Raw genomic sequence first — 18,241 nt, 5'->3', positions numbered from 1 at the left:
CGTGTGCGGATTTATTGCGCTGTTTCAGGACAAGCCCATATATGACGTCGATGTCGCACGGGCGGCTTCAATTCGGATGGCTCACCGGGGGCCGGATGCGTGCGGCGAATGGCGTGAGAAAGATATATGGTTGTTTCACCGTCGGCTGTCCATCATTGACCTCAAGACTGGTTACCAACCGATGGAGAGCCATGACCGACGCTACGTCGTTGCCTTCAATGGCGAGATCTACAATTTCTTAGAATTGCGGCGTTTGCTCGAGCGTGAAGGGGCCGTATTCCGAACAGAGTCCGACACCGAAATCCTTTTGGAGGGGTATCGCCATTGGGGGGTAGACGTCGTCTACCACTTGAACGGCATGTTTGCGTTCGTGATTTGGGACCGTATGGAGAAGGTGGTGTTCGGAGCGCGTGACCGTGTGGGGATCAAGCCTCTCTCATGGACCTGCCGAGATGGTGCTCTCATCGTCACATCCACGCTCGAGTCTCTCGGTGCACTGAATGGCTTCACACAGATCGACCCCGTCGCGGTTCGAGATCTGATGACATTCGATTACATTCCATCCCCTCGCACGATCTTTCACGACGTATACAAGCTTGAACCTGGACGGCGATTTCAATGGCGCGTCGGTATGGGAAAGCCTTCAATCGATTGCTATTGGAAGCCTCCCTCTGCGCATCTATCAGCACGTTCTCCCGATGAATTCGAGCTAGAAGCGCTACTCGAGCAGGCCGTGAAGCGCCAAATGGTCAGCGATGTCCCGATCGGAGCATTTCTCTCCGGAGGTATCGATTCCTCACTGATTGTGGCGCTCATGGCTCGGCAAAGCCAAAAGCCTGTCCGATCCTTCTCGATTGCCTTCAGAGATGCTGCCGCCGATGAATCATCCATTGCCGGTCTCGTTGCAAGACAGTTCGGCACGGATCATACGGTGCTTCCTGCAGAGGACCTGGGTTCCGAAATGTTGCTGACGGTGCTGGGCCAGCTTGATGAGCCATTTGCCGATCCGGCACTTGTTCCAACGTATGCCTTGTCCAAAATGACGGCGGGGTACGTGAAAGTGGCCCTCTCGGGGGACGGGGGCGATGAGGTCTTCGGTGGTTACCCAAAATACTTGTGGCGCGAAGGCCGGCACTCGCGCTTCCCGGGCCATCGAGCTTTCGAACGAATGCTATGCGCTCTATCGTGGAGGCCCCGCGGCATGGCGCATCTATATTGGAGAATGTTGCCTCCTAGAGACCTTTTCCGATGGTCCTGGGTCAGATATGGTGATTTTCCAGTATTCAGAAAGGATTTACGCCAAATTCTTTCATTTGACTGTTACCAGGCGGCCGAAGTTTCAGATTATTTTGAGCCATGGGAACGCGTTGCCAAACGCTATGGCCCTCACATCGACACGGATGTCCTGATGCGAGCAGACCTTGAAACGTATCTGAGTGAAAACTGCCTAGTGAAGACGGATCGGGCCAGCATGCTGGCCTCACTCGAGGTACGCGTTCCTTATCTGGACGAAACGGTCATAGATCGTATTGTCCCACTTCACGCGGATCAGAAGATTGTGGGCGGACAGCTCAAGTCGCTCCTGATTCCGATCGCCCGTCGTATTCTCCCAAGGCAGGTGTGGGACAGACCGAAACATGGATTTGACGTGCCACTGGATCGTTTTCTGGCGCAGCAGTGGAGAGTAGCGCTCGAAACGGCGCTGGACTGGGGCGAAGCCCACCTATCGTGTCTTGACTACAGGTATCTTCGGCGCCTTCACAGACTCAATCTGTCGCAAGGGGGAATCGGACGAGAGCTTTGGAACCCCTTCGTCTTCCTCGCGTGGTCGATGGCGCGATCGGTCCATTTATGAAGATCGCCTTCGTTAATGACGGCATCCATGAGTACGCATCGGGAGATCCGTCCGCAGTCGGTGGTGCCGAACGCCAACAGTGGTTGCTCGCGCGCGCATTGGCCGCAGCCGGTTGGTCGGTGAAAGTCGGAACGCGTCATCGTTTGGAACGAGGAAGACGGGAAACGATTGATGGTGTGGACTATGTTGGGATCGGCATTGGACCCTACCTCCCAGCCCTTTTCCGATTCTTGAGGTCGGAACGACCCAATTGGTTCTATCTGCGATGCGCCCAGCCTCTGTTGGGCCCTATGGTTCAACTGGCAAGAGTAAGCAACGTGCGGACAATATTTTCCGCGGGGTTTGACACGGACATCCAACCCCGTGAAGCCCTCACGCGCCGACGCCGCTTATGGCCTTTGTACGCCTGGGGTCTGGCCCAAGTCGAGAAACTCTTTTTGCAACATGGCCGGCAACTCTCCGGGCTGCCGACAAAATGGCGCAGCAAGGCATACATCGTACGAAGTATTGCGGGAGCGCGAGCACCGGTAAAGCCCCATGCGATGCGAGAGAAGTATGTGGCTTGGATAGGCATGTTGCGCCGACACAAGCGGCCAGACCTGCTGATTGAAATCGCCAGGAAGGCTCCGGCACTGCGATTCGTCCTTTGCGGCGGGCAAAGCACGTTTGGCACGACAGCCGGCTATAGCGAGCAAATCATGAACCGCCTGCGGGATCTCACGAACGTCAACTATTGCGGGCAGGTATCGCCTGAACATGCCGAAGGAATCATTCGGAACGCCGCCGTGCTTCTTTCAACGTCGAGCAGTGAGGGATTTCCCAACACATTCCTGCAAGCGTGGTCCAGCGGAACTCCTGTCGTGAGTCTGGAGATTGATCCGGACGACATTATCAAACGATACGGTCTCGGTGCGATGTCGAACGGTGTCGTGGGAGCTGTAAGGGACATCACACGACTGATCGCTTCGGCAGACCAACGGGATGACATCGCCGTTCATACGCAACGATACGTGACCCAGTATCACAGTGATGCGGCAGTCGTGGAGGCCTTTGAAGCAGCCGTCTCGGGGGCTTCCTTGCAAGCGTAGCAACATGATCACACGGGCCTTTCTACCACGAAAAATCGCGGCTGGCTTAGCGCTGTGTCTTGTCGCCCTGGTCTTGCTTGGGGTGACGATTGAGACCGGATTGGCTGTGGTGCAGATCAATACAAGATCCAATCTCCGGTTCATCCCTCAGCTAGGGACGACCTATATTCCCAATGCATTCTATCGCCATACAAAGGAAGGGTATTCCGAAGGCTATTTCAATTCGCACGGATTTCGCGATTACGAGCGGACGTATGGCAAGCCGGCAGGGACGTTTCGTATTCTCGTCTTCGGAGATTCTTACGTCGAAGCTTTGCAAGTCCCGCTGGCTGATTCATTCTCCGCCATTTTGGAGCGCAAGCTGAATGAGCATGCACGATCCGAATCCTTTGAGGTGCTTGCACTCGGGCAATCAGGATTTGGAACCGCCGATGCGTACATGAGGTATTTGAACTTCGGTGCCAAATATGACCCGGACTTGGTTGTCCTCGCCTTTACGACCATCAACGACTTTCATGACAACTCGAGATATCTGAATCAAGACAACATTTCATTTTATTTTAAGTTTGACCTCAACAAGAATCTCGTCTTGGACCGTTCGCTCTTCGAAGAGTACGAACATAACCTCACGCTGACGAAGCGCGTGTTTCAGGCTTTGGCGCGTCATTCCTACTTCGTGAGCCTGGTGTCCGAGCGGGCATTTCTCCTCAGAGAGCAGCTGCGGCACATGAACTTCGAAGGACGCACGTCAGGTAGCGATGTCAGAACCAACACGATCCAACCTGACGAGTTCTCTGACCTCAACATCTATCGCCCTGAGATGAGTTCGCGATGGCAGGAGGCTGTGGCCATCACTAAGGGCATCATTCACGAGTTCAAAGCGTCGGTCGAAGGGGATGGTGGCAGGTTCCTCCTTGTTACTCTGTCCAATGCGGAACAGGTTCACCCTCATAAGGCAAAGGAACTAACTGATAAGTATGGCGACCTGTTTGATTTCGACCAGCCGGATCGCATTCTCGATGAACTGTCACAACAGGAAGGCATCATGATGCTGAAGCTCATGCCGATCTTTCGAGACTATCATCATAAGACGGGAGTGTTTCTACACGGCTTTGGATCAAGTCAGGGCGGTCATTGGAATCATGAGGGGCATCGACTAGCGGCAGAAGAACTATTTGCCTTCCTTCACAACAACGATCTCGTGCCCTTAAGCAAGAGCGAGCGATAAGACCTCATGAACATTCTCGTTCTCCATTCTGAGTTGGGGGTGCTCCGAGGCGGTGGAGAAAACTTTACGCGCAACCTTTTCTCCGCGTTCAGCACCAGAGGACATCGAGTCACGGCCGCCTTTGTTGCCAATCCCAGCGGGCAGTACCCCTTCAGTCTGCCGCCTGGCGTCACACCGATTCCACTGGCAGGGTGGTGGTCCCGACAATTTGGCCAAGCGCAACTACTGTCGATCGGATCATGGATTCCATCGACAAGTCTGCTCAAACACCAGTGGGACCGGATGCGCGGAGGGATCTGTTGGCGCATACATCGGTGGCACGAAAGCCGATTTCAGCGACGTGCCGAACACGTCTTCGCAAACCGCTGGGCTGAGTTTGACGCTATCTATGTGCATGGTAGCTCGAAACTCGCCCGCCTGGCTTCGCGATTTCGACCAACAGTGCTCCGATTACCGGGACCTGTATCCCAGGAACTCGCCCCCGTCTTGCGGCAAGTGCACGCGGTGTGCGCCAACGGGGATGCCTTGGTGCAAATCCGAACGTTTCTCGGCGACCACGCAATCGAAATCCCGCTGGGAGTGGATAGCCGAACATTTTTCCCGAATTCCCGTTCGGTTCGTCAGAGCCTTGGATGGGCAGAGGAGTGCTCCGTTATCGGCTATGTCGGTAGGCTGATACACATCAAAGGGGTCGACCTGCTGGCAACGGCGTTCCGCGAGGTTGCCCGCGTTTCCCCACATGCTCGACTCTTAATTGTGGGGAGCGGAGAAGAGGAGAGCGCAATCAGAGCCATCCTCAGATGCGAATTGGCTCGAGGGCTCGTACACCTTGAACCTGACGTCCCGCATGGTCGACTCGCAGACTGGTATCGCGCCATGGACCTCCTCGTGATGCCAAGCCGGTATGAAAATTTCTCCAATGCCATCGTCGAGGCGTTGGCATGCGGGATCCCATTTCTTGGGTCGGACGTTGGAGGAAACAAGTTGCTGGCGGAAGCGGGGTGCGGCCATTTGTTCGAACAGCAGTCACATGATTCTCTGACATCCTGTTTGCGGAAGCTGATGGCAGATCGAGCAACCTTGAAGTTGAACGGTGCTTTTGGCGTCGAGTACGTAAGGACACATTATAGCTGGGCCGCAAGTGCTGAACGATTGGAGCATGTCCTCACCTCGCGCTTGGGAGTGAAAGAATGACTCACTCTTCTACTCCATTCGATGAGGAAGGCGCTTCTGCTTGGAATCAGCCCACTCCGGTGCCTTCGATCCTTACTGAAGTGGGTTATTACACGTATCTCTTCTATACGCTTTTGGGCGCGGCATTCGGCCTGTTCGTCAGCAACCTCGGGACGGGCTTCTTGCTTCTTCTTCTGATCTTGTGTGTCTTTCAACTACGCTTCCGATTTCTAACCGTGATCCACCTTGCAGCTTTTCCGCTGAGCTGCGCGGCCACATATGTATTAATTCAACTAGTAGTCCATGACGAGCCATTGCTCGGCACGGTTCGTTCGTTCATCTTGTGGGGGATCACACTTCTAGTTGTTCAATCTCTTGCGCTAAAGACCAATTTTCTCCGGAGATTTGCCTGGGCCGCGTTCTTTATTGGGATAGCTTTTATCCCCTTCATCCAAATTTTCGCCCTAGCTGGAGGCTATCAGCGGCTAGGGTTGGATAGGGCCGTGGGTTATGCCAATCCCAACTCAATGGCAGAATGGTATGGATTCTGCGCCGTGTATTTTTCGGTGCTCGCATTTCTCACGAAGCGGAACCTTGCTCGCCTCTTTTCCTGGCTTGCGGCTTCTGTTTGTCTGTATATGGTCACGCTAGCTGTGAGTCGGGCTACTCTGGTCGCGGTGGTCGTGGCGATCCTCATCGCAGGCCGTCATCTGTTGAAACACGGTTTACTCCCGATCCTTATGCTGGCGTGCCTGACCGGGATCGTAGTCGAGCTTGGCCTCTTTGGGGAAGCTGTCCGCTCGTATGGGGCAAGGGGTACGGAGGAAACAGGTCGTTTAGCGGTATGGCCATTGGTGCTAGAGAGTTTTGTTGGTTCCCCGTTGGTAGGGGTCGGGGAATCTCATACAGGTGCAATGGTGGACACGGGCCGCTATCTTACACCCCACAATTGTCTTCTCTTCCTTGCTCAAGCTTCAGGAATCATTCCTCTAGTGTTGTTCTCTTGCTATTTGTTGCAGGCAGCTCGTGTGACCTTCCTTGAAGATCTAGGATCCACACCAGAAGGTCCATTTTCCCAGCCACTTGTCATCTACACGTTGCTGTTTGTTCAGAGCGGAGATTTCGATTTTATGATGCCGGTCGCCACCGTGGCATTGGCCACACCACTCGCAGCGAGCTTGGGCCAGACAGATCGTGCGGTGTTGCAGGCTCCACGCGGGCGGTCCCTTGAGCTTCAAGGGGCCGGATAGGCGTAGATTTGTACAATCTCCATGATGATGGAATTTGGCGATCCTCAATTACGGCCTCACTCATGCCGACTTCTCTATCTTGTCGGACAATTGGGACGCGGAGGTCTCGAGCGTCAACTGTGCTACCTCCTCCGGATTCTCGATCGGAAGCGGTATCGGCCGGCAGTGATGCTCTGGAACCCAAGTCCAAACGACATCTATCTTTCAGACCTTGCCGCGCTGGAGGTTCCCATCCATCCGGTTCCGACGGGAGCAGGCGCATCTGCCAAACTGTCCTATTGTCGATCGCTCGTGAGACGACTGAGTCCGGAAGTGATTCATTCTTATTCCTTTTATACGAACTTTGCGGCGTATTACGCCGCCGTAGGTACACAGGCTATCTGTCTTGGATCTATCCGGAGCAATTTTCTCTTCGAACAAAATAAGGCTGGTCCGTGGCTCGGTAGGTTGAGTTCGCTGTTTCCTCGTCATCACATCTCCAACAATCTGCAAGCTGCAGAAACCATCTGGCGCTCGACTGGCATATTTCGTCCCGGGACACTGTCGGTTGTTCGCAATGGCGTCGATCTGGACCTCTTTAGCAAGGTGCCGCCACCGTTAGGCGGAGTGCCGCTTATTCTGAGTGTGGGGTCTCTTCTGCCCATCAAGCGATGGGATCGGTTGTTGACGATGGTACGGGAACTGAAACGAAGGAAGCTTCGATTCATGGTTCAAGTCGCAGGGGAGGGACCCTTACGCAAGATGCTAGAAGGGCAGGCGCAAGAACTCCACGTGGCCGATTGCCTGGAGTTTCTTGGAGCGGTGCGTGACATTCCGACGCTCTTGGCAAAGGCGAACTTTCTGGTCCATACCTCTGACGCAGAAGGATGTCCGAATGTCGTAATGGAGGCTATGGCTGCAGGAAGAGCAGTGGTGGCGACCGATGCGGGAGATGTTAGGCATTTGATCGAGAACGGCGCGTCGGGCTTCGTCGTGTCGCCTGGGGACGATGCCGCTCTGGCCGACCGCGCGGCCGCACTACTCACGGACCAACTGCTCTGTCAGTCGATGGGTGAAAATGCTCGTGCAAGGGCGGAACGGGATTTCAGCGTTCATGGACTCGTCTCGCGTACGCTGGATGCCTATAAAGCGGCCGGTTGGAAGGACGAATGAGATGTGCGGCATCGGGGGATGGATTGGGCATCGGGAAAATGCAGAAGTAGTGGCTCGGAGCATGGTGCGAGCCTTGCGCCATAGGGGCCCGGATGGTGACGGTCTGTTATCGCTGCCGGATGCCACACTGGTGCACACACGACTGAGCATCATTGATTTGTCTCCTGCAGGCAAGCAGCCGATGAGCAACGCGGGTGGAACCATCTGGTCGGTGTTCAATGGAGAGATCTATAACCATCGTGAACTGCGCCGGCGGTTGGAGGGGAAAGGGTATCGCTTCACAGGGCATTCCGACTCGGAAATCATCCCATATTTGTATGAGGAGATGGGAACGGAGTTTGTCAATGTCCTTCGTGGAATGTTTGCGATCGCACTCTATGATACTCGATCCCATAGTCTGGTACTCACCCGGGATCGCTTCGGCATCAAACCCCTCTTTTACGCACCCGAAGAAGAGCGGCTCTCCTTTGCAAGCGAAATCAATGCACTGCGAAACCTGCCTGGTATGGATCTTCGGATCGATAGGCAGGCGGTCTACGACTATGCGGCACTGTTCTATATTCCGGCGCCGGAGACATTCTACCGAGGCATCCGGGCGCTCGACGCAGGTGAACTCCTCGAGGCACGGATGGAACATCAGAAAGTCACATGGAGGATTAAGCGCCATCATCGTTGGACAGTCGCGCCCGATCCGACGATGCAAACAGACGAAGTAGCCGGGAGGGTAGAAGGTCTGCTGCGTTCGTCGGTCGAGCGGCAGTTGGATAGCGACGTTCCGCTCGGCTGCCTCTTAAGCGGGGGCATCGATTCTTCCCTTGTCAGCACCGCGGCACAGCAAGCCATCGGCGGAGGGCTACAAACCTTCAACGTGCGTTTTTCTGACGACGCCTATGACGAAACCTGGGCAGCGAAATCGGTCGCGAACCATATCGGAAGTGATCACACCGTCCTCGACATGGATGGAGAAAAAGGAACTTGGACCCGTATTACGAATCTGCTGTCGCATGCGGGCCAGCCATTTGCCGATACGTCGATCTTCGCCCTGAACGCCGTGTGCCGGCTTATGCGACAACATGTAACCGTAGCGCTTTCGGGAGATGGAGGCGACGAGGGATTCGGCGGCTACAATCTCTACTGGCAACTCGCTAGGATTGCCCGACTCCAGCTCATCCCTTCGCCGATGTGGTGGGCCGGGGCCGCTGTATTGACTCCATTTTCCCGGCTCTGCTTAATCCCCCCACACATCCCGAGCCGACTGCGTGAATTTTCTGGCGTTGACGATATCGCCATCATCCAGGATCTTTATTCATGGATTCGCGGTAAGGAGCTGCAGCGTTTGTCTTGGGACGAGGGTAAAGTCGATTCGATCAGACGCTTGTTTGAACCGCGATGGGATTATGTCTTTCGCAAGACACCGTCAAGAATTGAACGATTGTCTGCGCTTGCGACCGAGGTCAATGTCCGCTTGGTGCTTTGTAACGACTTTCTGTTCAAGGTTGACAACGCGAGCATGAAGGAAAGTCTTGAGGTCAGGGTGCCGATGCTGGACGAAGATCTCTTTGCGCTCGGCCTCTGCCTTCCCTACCACCTCAAAGTGCATGGCAAAACTTGCAAGATCATCTTGCGTGAAGTTGCCAAGCGATGGCTACCTCCTGCCGTTGCTCGAAAGTCCAAGTGTGGATTCGGAGTACCGGTCGACAGGTGGGTCGATGCCGATTTTAAAACACGGCTAAAGGAGGCACTCCTCGGTCGAGCCAGCCGGATTTCCGAGTTCTTCAGGCCTGAGGTCTATCGCCCCATCATCGAGGGTTTCTGTGATGGGAAACAGTCTCACGACACTTCGCGACAAGGACTGTACCAACGAATCATCATGCTACTTTCCTTGCAACTGGCAATAAGCCGAAAGCCCGATCAATTTCCGGCGATGTCCGTGCCTTGCCTCAATTTGAACTAGGTCAACTAATTGCCTGCGGGCCTGAGGGTCTTGCTCTCCTTCTGACTCGTAGATTTGCAAATCGCCCTTGTGGCTCCATTCGTCAAACTATGCCGTACACTAATCAACACGTGTCCAAGAACAGTGAAAGTACGCTGAGCCTATCATCTGTGGACGAAGGGATCGCCGTATCATCGCAGGTTGGCTGGGACGAACAGGCCATACCCGCACGTGAGATACATGTACTAGTTGTATCCAATCACTGGGGTGTGAAAAAACAATGCTCTCCAGCAGGTGTGTTTGTCGATCGCCAGGTAAACTCTCTGGAAAATGTGGGAGTAAGGATAACAACGTTTGACGTTGGAACCAGTCTTTCGTTGAGTCAGTGCTTCAAGAAATGGTTGAAGCTAAGACGGCTGATTGACAGCATTAAGCCAGATGTCATTCATGGCAGAAATGGAACTATCGTGGGCTTTATGTCGACATTGTCGGGGAGGCCGTCCGTAGTAACTTTTTGCGGAGGAGATCTGCTACTCCGACCACAAATTCCCTTGTTGCGTCAGTATCTCGGATTCCTGCTGTCCAATTTGGCCGCTGTGTGGGCTTCTGAAGTAATCTGCGTAAGTGAAGAGTTGCACCAAACTTTATGGTGGCGGCGTCGAGCATTCGTCATACCGGATGGAGTTGACCTCGAACTATTCAAGCCCGGACCACAACATCTAGCTCGCAAAGAGTTAGGATGGGACCTAGATCGACCTATTGCTCTCTTTAGCATAGGGGGAGACCGGGAGAAACTGAAAGGGCTTGAACTCGTCGAAGCCGCGATGGCGAATGTACGACGTCAAGTTCCCACTGCCGAGTTAAAGATCATCTCGAATGTCGAACCATCTCGGATGCCACTGTACTATCGAGCGTCCGACGTTCTTCTATTCGCCAGTCTCGTAGAGGGGTCCCCCAATATGGTTAAGGAGGCCCTAGCATGCAACCTGCCTATCGTCTCTACTCCTGTAGGTGACGTAGCTGAGAGATTGGCCGATGTAAGACCTTCTCGGGTAGTACCAAGAGAGCCTCGAGTCTTTGGTGATGCCGTAGTTGAGATCCTACAAACCAGAGAAAGAAGCAATGGTCGGGAGCTCGTTGCAAGCTTAGGTCTCTCCCACATAGCGGAGCAGGTTCGCAATGTCTATCTGTCTCTTCTGGGCGGCGAATCAATCCCAGAGCTATCCCGATTGCACAGCCGCTTGTAAAGTTCGCGCAGCCCCGGGATCTACCGACCGGTCTCAGCTCAAATTCGAGCCGTATGCCTCCTGAATCCACAGCAAGGTGCCGCAGGACAACTGTCACTTTGCCTGAATACGGGTCTATATTATCTCGGCAGGGTGCCAGAATTGTCACTGGTTCGCATGGGACATTTTGGGTCCAAGTTGAGAATCATACGCTCGGGCGCATGCCCACCTTCTGTTTGGACTCTCCCGATCCCGGCGAAGTCAGACGGGTCATCAAGCAAGGACGGGCGGGCGTTGCTAGCTACTTGATGAAAACTAGCGCTGAGCATCCGCCTAACGCATGGCTCTATATCTGTGAAGACCCAGGATATTCGCTTGAAAAACTTGCTCCAAGCATGCGGCGCAATGTGCGGCGCGCGTTAAAGGAATTGAGAGTCGCTCCCTTAACAGCTGAGGATGTAATCCAGCACGGCCTACCTGCCTTTTCTGATACGCGGCGGCGCGTGGGCCTTGCGGACGGGACCGAAGATGCTTTTCGCAAACGCTTCAGCGTCCGGGCTCAATGTCGAGCCCATGTCTTCGTCGGTGCATGGAAGGACAACCTGCTGGCGGCCTTTTTGTCCATTACCGAAGTGGATGATTGGGCCGAGATTGAAGGCTGTTTCTCAAGAGATGCGCTCCTGGAATTCAGGCCGAACGACATCTTGATGTATACGGTACTTTCGCAATACCTAGTTCATGAGGGTAGAAGGCTTGTAAGTTACGGTGCAAGTTCAATCCAGCCAGGGACGAGTGCCGAAGGACTCCACGCGTTTAAGACGAAAGTTGGATTTAGCGCACAACCAGTACATAGAGCTTTTGAGCTCCATCCTTTATTGCGCCCCTTTACAAACCGCTTGACGTTCTGGACTGTGAATAGATTGTTGGCACTTCGCCCGATGAACCGATCCTTGCGCAAGACGGCCGGGCTACTTGCGACACTCACTGATAAGCAGTGAGCAAGTTCAAATACAAGTGCCGTGAAGTACTCGTAACAAGACGCCTCTGATACTGCTCGTTGTCACTCATAGAAACATGCCAGATACAGTCGTTGTTCGCCTGTGCGCAAGCGAAAAAGACTTCGCGGCTTGGGATAGATACGTCTTTGACCTGCCTGGGGCTCATTTCTTTCAAACATACGGTTGGCTGCATTCTTATCAAAGCATGGGATTTACTCCTCACGTTTTGGTGTGTGAGATTAACGGGGTGATTCGTGCTGGAGTCGGATTCTTGGTCACCAAACTACCCTGGTTGCCATGGCGGATCTTTATCATCCCCCATGGACCGTTGCCGTCGATTCCGTCATTACAGAGCTGGTCACTCTTAATGGCTAGGCTCGACGAGATTTGCGTTGAAAGCCGAGCAATTTATGCCCAGGTCTATCCACACGAATTGACCGAGAATTCCGTCCTACTCTCACGCCTTCATGAAATCGGGTTTACAGACCCACCGATGTTCGGCAGCCACCGTTTTAGCAGTACTCCCGTCACAGTTGATCTTGCTGGAAAGAGTGAAGCGGAAGTACTGATGACGTTCCGCCCTCGGACAAGACAATACATTCGCAAATCACTTTCCAGTGAATTTGAACTAAGAACCACCGCAGATGAGGCAACGTTTCACAAAGTCTACGAATTGGTTGCGCAGCAGGCAATGCAAAAGGGGTACAGTGCTCGTCCCTACGCAAGCATGCGGTCAACCTGGGAATGGTTTGCACCCAAAGGAGGGGTTAGTCTCATGCAAGCATGGTGGAAGGACACTCTGGTAGGCGCAATTTATATCCTGTATACAGGCCAAACTGCTTATTATTTGGCAGGGGCTTTCCGCAGAGAATTCAGTGAGCGTCGTCCAGCTGAATTTCTGCATTGGCACGCAATTCTCGAAGCAATGAAACGACGTGTCGCCACATACGACCTTGTTAACACTGTCTCGTCGGGCGTTGAACAATTCAAGCGTGGGTTTCGCCCAATGGAGCAGAGTTGGCATGCACCGCGGACTAAAGTCTATCGTCCATTCTTGGCTCGAGCGACACGCGCAGCGGAGAAGGTCCTCAAACCGATCATTCGAACTCTAGTGAGATACCAAGCCGACCGATCATAGGGTGAGTAAGTCTGGGCATTAGTAGGTCTGGTAAAGGCTCATCAGAGCATGTAATTGATGAACACCACCACTTCAAGGAGCAGACAATGGATCTTCAGGAAATGCAGTCCAGTATGGACAGACTGGGAAAAACAGAACCTCTGCTTGCGATGCTCCCAGCAAGCCTCAGAGGACGCCTGTCGAAACTCGATGAATATTTTTCGTTTGGGCTGAGCGAGACTGACCACCTGATCATGTATATTTCTAGCCTCGGCATCAAACTGAACCATAACAGAGCGCTGGACTTTGGCTGCGGCCTGGGTAGATCTACCCAGGCATTGGCCAAGTATTTTGATCAGGTGTTCGGAATCGATATTGCTCCGTCAATCATTAATATTGCAAAAGCTCACAACCGCCATGGATCCAAGTGTCAGTATCTGCTTAATTTGACCAACGATTTGCGTGGATTTGAAACGGGCAGCATCGATTACATATGCAGCATGGGAACATTGTACCTCATGGAACCAGCGTTTGCTAAAAACTACCTCAAGGAATTTCTGCGCGTGTTAGCACCAGGAGGTGCACTAATCTTCCAGTTGCCAGCGGAACCTGCGACAACAGTCAAAGGCTTTGCATTTCGCATCATTCCCCCTAGCTGGGTGAACCGATACCGTCGAGCAAAATACGGATTCGAAGTCCATTCCATGACAAGATTTGAAGTTGTGAGTATTGTTGAGCAAGCGGGTGGAACTCTTATTGATGTCCGAGAAGACTCCACAGTCGGGGCAAATTGGACAAGCTTCCAATATTGCGTGTCGAAATGATTGTAGTGTCTATAGAAGTAGCTGGGAGAATCGCTGCGAATTACATCCGTCAGTGTGAGAGATTTAACGCTGACGTCAGCGTATAACATCCTCACTGACGCATGGGGCCCCACTATGCGGTTATGGTTTTCTAGAACAATTGTACGTTGGTGGGAGGAAGAGGAGGGGTTGTATCGGCCGTGGGGCCATCACCACCTTCAAATGCTCCGATATCGTAGCTGGAACCTTGCGGCCTTTGAACTTTCGAGAAATCGGTTGTCACCTCGCTCAATGCAGTGCCTGCATCAATCGCAGGGCTGCCTGTCTGTAGGGAAAAATTTCTGGCTGCAGCATTCTTAAATTTTGGGTCGACTAATAGATTTGTCTTTAAAACGGTCCTCTTATCGGTTCCATCGCTATATATGTTGGTTGGATTTTGATAGACGATGTTGTTTGTGATCGCGGTATCTGTTGGAGCGTTGCTGAGCAGAATGCCAAACCGTCCATTGTTAACGATCGTATTGTTATACACTTTGGCCCCGGTCAGGCTTCCGTTCGCTGCATCGATGTTGATGCCTGCGATCTCGTTCGCATAGCTGATATTGTTGTAGAGGATATTCCCATTCCCTCCCCGCAGGACCGCAAAGCCGATGTAGTTGTTGTACGCGATGTTGTTATAAATCTGATTCCCCGTTCCAGAACTGGTGAAAAAACCGGCTGACCATCGATCGGGGTCGAGGTCCTTGCTATTGTCGTGGAAGATGCTGTTGCGAACTACATTATTGAACACGTTCCCGCTGGGCGTGTCATAGAATTTTCCGCCGTTGCCCGCATTGTTGTACACCTCGCACCCATCGATCAAATTACTGTCGGTCGTGATATAGAACCCGTGGAAGTAGTCGTCGGGGACGCCGTTGGTATAGCCATTGTCGTGCACTTTGAGGTTGATAAATTCATTGAATCGCGCCGCTCCATTATAATTGAAGGACAAAATGATGCCATTGTACCTGCCATTCTTGATTTCACTGTTGGCGAATCGCACGTGGTGCGCGCCCCCGTTAAGACCAATGACATCGCTTCCGGTATTAGAGCCGTCAAAGATAATGCCGTCAAAGATCACGTACTGGATGTAGGGATGAGCAAGATTGACTACCGCCGGGCCAGCTCCGGGTCGCATCGTCACAACTTGGCCAGGTGAAGCCGCAATTTTGACTGCTTGTGTCCATGATGTCCCTGCCGGAATCGTCATTGAGTTGCTATCGAGTCTCTCAACATAGGTTCCGCCGGCAATGTAGAGCGTATCGCCAGGCATAAGACAGCCAACCGCGCTCCCAATTGTACGCTTTGCATTGGAGGCATTGGTCGCAACACCGCACGTACGGCTGTCGCTGCCATTGGTCGCTACGTAATAGGTTGCTGCCTCAGCGATTGTTCCGGCGAACAAAGTAACCCCCAAGACAAACACACGAATGCAGCCGAGCCTGGCGATCCGTGTGAGGTGACTTCTCTTCGACTCTTCAAGCCAAGGCGTCACATTCATTTGAAAGTATCTGGCGCGGTGCGAACATGGTTCATTCGTGAAGGATGGGTTGTGCATATCGTACTCCTGTAGTCCATAACCACGAGATCGGCTAGGGGGCTAGCCCTGTCGATTCAGGAGCAAAATCAATGCCACATCCTCTCTTTGGGTATTATAGCAATTGCTATGGGGGAAGCCACGATCCGAGCCTGAACCTTAACAGCGCATTGTTGCAAATTACCTACACTCTGTACGACTCAGCATACCGAAAATTGCTGTGAATACAATGCCTTTAGTGTCAATCATCGTTCCTTGTAGGAATGAGAGCCGGTACATAGAGCTTTGCATACGCTCGATACTTGCTCAAGATTTCCCGCCCACGGATTTCGAGGTGGTGGTCGTCGATGGAATGTCTGATGACGGAACTCGGGAAATCCTTGCGCGACTCGCGAAGCCTAATACCAACCTCCGAGTCGTCGACAATCCCTCCCGTTCTACACCCTGCGCGTTCAACATCGGTATTGAGGCAGCTCGTGGTCAGCATGTCGCCATCTTGGGTGCCCATACGGAGTATGCGCCCACATACGTGCGTACCTGCACCGAACTTCTAGCCGCCCATCCCGAGGCCTGTTGCGTTGGAGGACCGATTATCAGCAAGGGGCGGGGACTATTTGGGCGTGCCGTCGCTGCGGTCATGGCGCACCCCGTTGGGATCGGTAATGCAAAACACAGATATCCCAACTACGAGGGATATGCAGAGGGCGCCTGTTTTCCCATGTTTCGTAAGGCCGTCTTTGACAAGATCGGGCTGTATGATCCGAGTTTAATTCGCAATCAGGATGATGAGCTCAACTATCGTGTCGCGTTGCATGGAGAAAAAGTCTTCATTTCACCCAAAGCGCAATGTACTTACTTCGTGCGGGAAACGCCGTCTGAGCTATTCCGACAATATTTCCAATATGGTTATTGGCGTGTGGCGGTGCTAAGAAAACACCGTCTTCCATCGGCTTTTCGGCAGATTGTTCCTCCGTGTTTTCTGTTGCTCTCCTGCATAACTTTGGTTGGAGGACTTCTGCTCCCTAGTTGGTGGCGGCTGACCGCAGCGTTTCTGCCCTTTATCTACGGAGGAATCCTTACCGCAGTAGGTGTGGGTCTAGTGCGAACGAGTGGGTGGAGGATCGGCCTTCTCGTGCCAGTCGCCGCTTCGATCATACATACGGCTTATGCCACCGGTTTTACCTGGGCGGCTGTGAGCAGCCGTCGCCCCGTGGTTTCGTCCCCGTCTCACATGAAAGGAGAATGTCATGCGTCAAGAACCTAGTGCTGCGACCTTCTTTAACGGCTTCGCGGACACGTTCGATACGATTTACGATGAAAAGCGCAATGCATTCATGCGCTGGGTCGACTGCACCTTCCGAAGCGACATGTTCATACGATACACACTCACTTTTGATGCTCTCGATAACATACGAGGGCAATCCATTGTGGATATCGGATGTGGATCAGGACCCTACATCACTGAGGCGCTCAAGCGTGGCGCTTCCCTGGTGACGGGCATAGATCCGGCGCCAAACATGCTGACTCTTGGACGTCTTCGTGTTCGAAACAGTGGGTTTGCCGACGAACGATGCATTTTGGTAGAGGACAAATTTCCCGGAGCACCAGTGACACCTCATGATCACGCGATTGTCATGGGCGTGATGGACTATGTCGAGGATGCCGCTTCCTTTTTAACCGCACTAAAACCGGTTGTTAGACGGTCAGCCGTTATCTCCTTTCCTAGCAAACATTGGTTTCGCACGCCGTTTAGGAGAGTGCGTTACCGTCTCAGACGGTGCCCCGTCTACTTCTATACCGAATCGGACATCGAGAGGCTCTGCAAGGCCGCAGGATTCCGTTCCGTGGAAGTGAGAAAAATTCCGGGCGCCGGCATGGATTACCACGTATGCGTAAAACCTTGACCTGCGGGCCTCCGGTCATCTCGATCGACGTCGAGGACTGGCCGCAATCGACCTGGAATCGTGATCTTCCGATTACGGACCGGGCTGTGGGCAATACGCGGCGTGTGCTCCGGATTCTTCGTAACGCGAACGTGCGGGCAACGATGTTTATACTTGGCAAACTCGCCGAACGTTTTCCCTATCTTGTCAAGGAAATCCAAGCCGATGGGCACGAAGTGGCGTGCCATGGATATGGACATATGGAGATTGCGCAGTTGTCACCAGACGAGTTTCTGGCGGATGTTCGGCGGTCAAAGGATCTGTTGGAGCAGATTACCGGAGAGCCTGTAGTGGGATATCGCGCTCCGGACTTTTCGATAGTCGAAAACACTCTATGGGCATTTGATGCACTGGCGGAAGCAGGCTTTCAGTACGATTCCAGTGTTGTGCCGGTTCGAGTCGTCCGGTATGGAATTCCTGATTGGCCAGGTGCGCCGGTGCGTGTGAAGCTGGCGAACGGTCGTACCATTCAAGAGGCTCCATTGGCGACGTTTCAGATGTTAGGGAAAAACTGGCCTGTCGGCGGCGGGGGATACCATCGACTGCTGCCCGGGTTTCTGACTCGTTCGCTGGCGCGGCAGGTGATGAAGACTGCTCCGTTCGTCTTTTACTGCCATCCCTATGAGTTCGACGTATGGGAACTTGAGGAGATTCCGATCTCGCTTCCGTTGAGTGTCCGATGGCACCAAGGAGCAGGCCGGAGATATTTTGAACGGCGCTTCAACTCATTTGTGCATGAATTTGGAGGACAGCGTATGCAGGATATGCTCGCTTCCCAAGTTTGGCCTGAGTTCGAGCTTCCTAGTGTCAATCGAGGCTCAATCCGTAAACGGACTTCTGGACTTTCTTGATTCATCCTCCCCCATGCCCCTTGCGTTGAAATGATCCCTTTTGGGCTC

General features: G+C 53.1%; 15 protein-coding genes. 14 read left to right on the top strand and 1 reads right to left on the bottom strand.

Annotated features, from left to right (window positions below; all coding sequences use genetic code 11):
• Position 1 precedes the first annotated feature (1 nt).
• The 11 genes from asnB (NSJP_RS17390) to NSJP_RS17340 all read left to right on the top strand — a co-directional run bounded on the left by asnB (NSJP_RS17390) (position 2) and on the right by NSJP_RS17340 (position 13,844).
• A complete protein-coding gene (gene asnB, locus NSJP_RS17390; protein WP_172834434.1) occupies positions 2-1,855 on the top strand; it encodes an asparagine synthase (glutamine-hydrolyzing) in 1,854 nt (617 codons plus the stop codon).
• Positions 1,852-2,943 carry a glycosyltransferase family 4 protein gene (locus NSJP_RS17385; RefSeq protein WP_155970397.1) on the top strand — a complete coding sequence of 364 codons (1,092 nt, stop codon included), beginning with the start codon at positions 1,852-1,854 and terminating at the stop codon, positions 2,941-2,943. The genes asnB (NSJP_RS17390) and NSJP_RS17385 overlap by 4 nt, the downstream gene beginning before the upstream one ends.
• 4 nt (positions 2,944-2,947) lie before the next feature.
• A complete protein-coding gene (locus NSJP_RS17380; protein WP_155970394.1) occupies positions 2,948-4,171 on the top strand; it encodes an SGNH/GDSL hydrolase family protein in 1,224 nt (407 codons plus the stop codon).
• A 6-nt stretch (positions 4,172-4,177) separates the two neighbouring features.
• Positions 4,178-5,365, top strand: a complete 1,188-nt coding sequence (locus NSJP_RS17375; RefSeq protein WP_080888139.1) for a glycosyltransferase family 4 protein — start codon at positions 4,178-4,180, stop codon at positions 5,363-5,365.
• A complete protein-coding gene (locus NSJP_RS17370) occupies positions 5,362-6,594 on the top strand; it encodes an O-antigen ligase family protein (RefSeq protein WP_155970392.1) in 1,233 nt (410 codons plus the stop codon). The genes NSJP_RS17375 and NSJP_RS17370 overlap by 4 nt, the downstream gene beginning before the upstream one ends.
• Positions 6,595-6,615: 21 nt before the next feature.
• Positions 6,616-7,746 carry a glycosyltransferase gene (locus NSJP_RS17365; protein ID WP_080888137.1) on the top strand — a complete coding sequence of 377 codons (1,131 nt, stop codon included), beginning with the start codon at positions 6,616-6,618 and terminating at the stop codon, positions 7,744-7,746.
• Between the two features lies 1 nt (position 7,747).
• Entirely contained in the window at positions 7,748-9,700 is a 1,953-nt protein-coding gene (gene asnB, locus NSJP_RS17360; protein ID WP_172834432.1) for an asparagine synthase (glutamine-hydrolyzing), read from the top strand.
• A gap of 89 nt (positions 9,701-9,789) precedes the next feature.
• The gene (locus NSJP_RS20220) at positions 9,790-10,926 is read left to right on the top strand and encodes a glycosyltransferase (RefSeq protein WP_080888135.1); all 1,137 of its coding nucleotides are present in this window, start codon (positions 9,790-9,792) and stop codon (positions 10,924-10,926) included.
• Between the two features lie 200 nt (positions 10,927-11,126).
• Entirely contained in the window at positions 11,127-11,903 is a 777-nt protein-coding gene (locus NSJP_RS17350) for a hypothetical protein (protein WP_155970389.1), read from the top strand.
• 76 nt (positions 11,904-11,979) lie between these two features.
• Positions 11,980-13,041, top strand: a complete 1,062-nt coding sequence (locus NSJP_RS17345) for a lipid II:glycine glycyltransferase FemX (RefSeq protein WP_080888133.1) — start codon at positions 11,980-11,982, stop codon at positions 13,039-13,041.
• 86 nt (positions 13,042-13,127) lie between these two features.
• Positions 13,128-13,844, top strand: coding sequence for a class I SAM-dependent methyltransferase (locus NSJP_RS17340; protein ID WP_080888132.1), 717 nt, complete (start codon positions 13,128-13,130; stop codon positions 13,842-13,844).
• 130 nt (positions 13,845-13,974) lie between these two features.
• Here NSJP_RS17340 and NSJP_RS17335 read toward each other — a convergent pair whose 3' ends face one another.
• On the bottom strand, positions 13,975-15,420 hold the full coding sequence (locus NSJP_RS17335) for a right-handed parallel beta-helix repeat-containing protein (protein WP_080888131.1): 1,446 nt from the start codon (positions 15,418-15,420) through the stop codon (positions 13,975-13,977).
• A 208-nt stretch (positions 15,421-15,628) separates the two neighbouring features.
• Here NSJP_RS17335 and NSJP_RS20215 point away from each other — a divergent pair, with 208 nt between their 5' ends.
• Genes NSJP_RS20215 through NSJP_RS17320 form a run of 3 tightly spaced genes read left to right on the top strand, consistent with a single transcriptional unit; the run spans position 15,629 to position 18,193 of the window.
• A complete protein-coding gene (locus tag NSJP_RS20215) occupies positions 15,629-16,663 on the top strand; it encodes a glycosyltransferase family 2 protein (RefSeq protein ID WP_080888130.1) in 1,035 nt (344 codons plus the stop codon).
• The gene (locus NSJP_RS17325) at positions 16,647-17,303 is read left to right on the top strand and encodes a class I SAM-dependent DNA methyltransferase (RefSeq protein ID WP_080888129.1); all 657 of its coding nucleotides are present in this window, start codon (positions 16,647-16,649) and stop codon (positions 17,301-17,303) included. The genes NSJP_RS20215 and NSJP_RS17325 overlap by 17 nt, the downstream gene beginning before the upstream one ends.
• Positions 17,288-18,193 (top strand): polysaccharide deacetylase family protein, encoded by a 906-nt coding sequence (locus tag NSJP_RS17320; RefSeq protein ID WP_080888128.1) that lies wholly within the window; start codon positions 17,288-17,290, stop codon positions 18,191-18,193. Before NSJP_RS17325 ends, NSJP_RS17320 begins: the two co-directional genes overlap by 16 nt.
• Positions 18,194-18,241 lie beyond the last annotated feature (48 nt).

Source organism: Nitrospira japonica (assembly GCF_900169565.1).
Lineage (GTDB): Bacteria > Nitrospirota > Nitrospiria > Nitrospirales > Nitrospiraceae > Nitrospira_C > Nitrospira_C japonica_A.
This window is presented reverse-complemented; position numbering and strand designations above follow the sequence as displayed.

Excerpts from the sequence above, each read along its gene's own strand:
- NSJP_RS17345 (WP_080888133.1), top strand. The coding sequence starts at position 11,980 with ATGCCAGATACAGTCGTTGTTCGCCTGTGCGCAAGCGAAAAAGACTTC.
- NSJP_RS17335 (WP_080888131.1), bottom strand. The coding sequence starts at position 15,420 with ATGCACAACCCATCCTTCACGAATGAACCATGTTCGCACCGCGCCAGA.
- NSJP_RS17365 (WP_080888137.1), top strand. The coding sequence starts at position 6,616 with ATGATGATGGAATTTGGCGATCCTCAATTACGGCCTCACTCATGCCGA.
- NSJP_RS17325 (WP_080888129.1), top strand. The coding sequence starts at position 16,647 with ATGCGTCAAGAACCTAGTGCTGCGACCTTCTTTAACGGCTTCGCGGAC.
- NSJP_RS17380 (WP_155970394.1), top strand. The coding sequence starts at position 2,948 with ATGATCACACGGGCCTTTCTACCACGAAAAATCGCGGCTGGCTTAGCG.
- NSJP_RS17385 (WP_155970397.1), top strand. The coding sequence starts at position 1,852 with ATGAAGATCGCCTTCGTTAATGACGGCATCCATGAGTACGCATCGGGA.
- NSJP_RS17375 (WP_080888139.1), top strand. The coding sequence starts at position 4,178 with ATGAACATTCTCGTTCTCCATTCTGAGTTGGGGGTGCTCCGAGGCGGT.
- NSJP_RS20215 (WP_080888130.1), top strand. The coding sequence starts at position 15,629 with ATGCCTTTAGTGTCAATCATCGTTCCTTGTAGGAATGAGAGCCGGTAC.
- NSJP_RS17320 (WP_080888128.1), top strand. The coding sequence starts at position 17,288 with ATGCGTAAAACCTTGACCTGCGGGCCTCCGGTCATCTCGATCGACGTC.
- NSJP_RS17340 (WP_080888132.1), top strand. The coding sequence starts at position 13,128 with ATGGATCTTCAGGAAATGCAGTCCAGTATGGACAGACTGGGAAAAACA.
- NSJP_RS17350 (WP_155970389.1), top strand. The coding sequence starts at position 11,127 with ATGCCCACCTTCTGTTTGGACTCTCCCGATCCCGGCGAAGTCAGACGG.
- asnB (WP_172834432.1), top strand. The coding sequence starts at position 7,748 with ATGTGCGGCATCGGGGGATGGATTGGGCATCGGGAAAATGCAGAAGTA.
- NSJP_RS17370 (WP_155970392.1), top strand. The coding sequence starts at position 5,362 with ATGACTCACTCTTCTACTCCATTCGATGAGGAAGGCGCTTCTGCTTGG.
- NSJP_RS20220 (WP_080888135.1), top strand. The coding sequence starts at position 9,790 with ATGCCGTACACTAATCAACACGTGTCCAAGAACAGTGAAAGTACGCTG.